General features: G+C 46.0%; 1 protein-coding gene and 1 pseudogene. One reads left to right on the top strand and one right to left on the bottom strand.

Annotation, left to right across the window (positions count from 1 at the left end):
- A partial coding sequence (locus NIES593_RS23110) for a Tn3 family transposase (RefSeq protein WP_217652022.1) occupies positions 1 to 1,919 on the bottom strand: 1,919 nt, incomplete at its 3' end.
- A gap of 41 nt (positions 1,920 to 1,960) precedes the next feature.
- On the opposite strand from NIES593_RS23110, the pseudogene NIES593_RS25715 reads away from it, so the two are divergent.
- Positions 1,961 to 2,109: pseudogene (locus tag NIES593_RS25715) on the top strand (recombinase family protein); the annotation flags it as partial.

The raw sequence follows: 2,109 nt of genomic DNA, 5'->3' as shown, positions 1-2,109 counted from the left end.
AATGGTAGCGCCCTAACATATTGATATGGTCGTGTCCTAAAGGAGATAACCGAGCTCTCGCCTCGATTTAATTGAGTTAAGATGCGACGGCGATAATCTTCATCATCAACATAATGGAGCAAATACAGCGTTTTTGAGACTCGCCCCAACTCTCCAATTGCCTTGGCTAAAGTAGAAGGTTTCTTCCCTCTTTGCAAGGTTCGCAGAATTTCCAACGCGCTGACAGTTCCTAGTTTTAAAGACCCTGCTACCCGCAACATATCATCCCAGTTTTCCTCAATTAACTCCGTCTTGACTCTCGCCCGTGCCAATTTATCCAACACTCCGTAATCGGCTTTTGGGTCAAGTCTCCACAAGCGGGCTTCTCCTGCATCGGCTAAACGAGGACTAAACTGATAGCCCAACAGCCAAAATAACCCGAATACTACATCGCTATAGCCGGAGGTGTCAGTCATTAGTTCTCTGGGACGCAAGCTAGTCTGTTGTTCGAGCAATCCTACCAAAACGACGAGAGAATCTCGCAACGTTCCTGGCACTACCAGCCCATGAAAGCCTGTAAATTGGTCAGAGGTAAAGTTGTAATAAGTAATTCCCCTGCCTTGACCAAAGTATTTACTGTTAGGGCCAGCATTAAGAGTGCGTACAGGAACGACGAAACGTAGACCATCAGCAGAAGCGACTTCACCACCTCCCCATGCCTGTGCTAGAGGAATTTGACTCTGAGCATCAACCAGTCGAGCATTAGCACGAACTAGGGTTTCTGGACGAATGTAGTTTTGTTCCACCCAAGTCAATCGACCTCTTGTTAAAGCAGGGACATCGGCGCGGACTAAAGGGGTTAGCCCGATATTACAAGCCGAAGCGATTAACACAGCACAAATACTGGTAGATAAGTTACTGACTCTGGCAAAACTTTCATTGACATGAATAAACTCATCCATAAATCCAGTTTTTGCCTGAATTTCCAGTAACGCTTCTGGTAAATCGACATGGGGCAGCCAAGCGTCTACCTGTGCCTTAAGCTTGAGATAGCTCGAACTCTCTTCTAATTTATCCAAATTCCCAATCGTGAGTGTAGAGCGCCCCTTAGTCACTTCAATTCTAACTGCCGGATTGTTGGGGAGATTGCTAGCAGTACGCTGATAAGCTTCATTCAATTGCTGTTGGAGGGCTTGAAGCTCAGGTGCAGGAGTCGGTTGCAAGTTCAACGCTCGGCACACGAGTGGGCGGGTTGACTCCCAAACTTGACCCTGTAACAGTTTCGCTGCCGGATTATTCCAACGCTCGCTCTCGCTGACAAACAGGTCGCGGCGACCCAAAGACTCAACCAATTGTTCTAGGACGCAGAAGGTATAAGCACGACGGTCAATTTTTCCATCTTTCCCAACAACCCACCTCACCCAACTTTTACCGACCACTTCCAGGGGGGCTGATTCCATTTTTGGCTTGTTTATTCCCTCAATAGAAGCAAGAAAACGCCAAGCGGCTAGAATGTTTTTTCCTGCCATTAAGGATTGAAAATCAATTGTCCGCAGCAATGTAGGGAGGAAACGCCTTACTTGCCGCCAACGTCCTAATAATTCTTGGTAGTAGTTGTCGTCTGGTGGACGAGCGAGTTTAAGTACCTGCTCGACAGCTTTTTTTAATTCTTCAGAGCTAATCTGTTTCCAGACAGTCGAGCGCAAATTACTGTCATCACAGTTAGGGTCGAGCAAAACGCGGCAGGCAAGCGACAATTGTAGAGCCGACGCATCTAAATCTTTAAGCGTCCGCAACCGTTCCTTTTTCCCCTCTCGCTCGGAAGAAGCCAGTAAATCTTTAACTAATAGCTCTAATAAATCGAGAGCGTCATCAATAGCGATCGCCTCCATAATATAGATAAAGGCAACCAGAATGGCGATTCGTCTTCTTTGAGACATGCGGCTAATCGCTATAAAGTATAGTCTATTTGGTACACTAAAAAGCTCGTAAAATTGATGGAGTATTAGTTACAGAATTAACTCGTTGGGGTCGCTCAACTATCGATCTGATAACGACTTTACAAGATTTAGCTCATTGGGGAGTATCGCTAATAGCTACTACAGGACTTCAGTTTGATTTGACTACACC

This window comes from Hydrococcus rivularis NIES-593, from assembly GCF_001904635.1.
Classification (GTDB): domain Bacteria; phylum Cyanobacteriota; class Cyanobacteriia; order Cyanobacteriales; family Microcystaceae; genus Hydrococcus; species Hydrococcus rivularis.
This window is presented reverse-complemented; position numbering and strand designations above follow the sequence as displayed.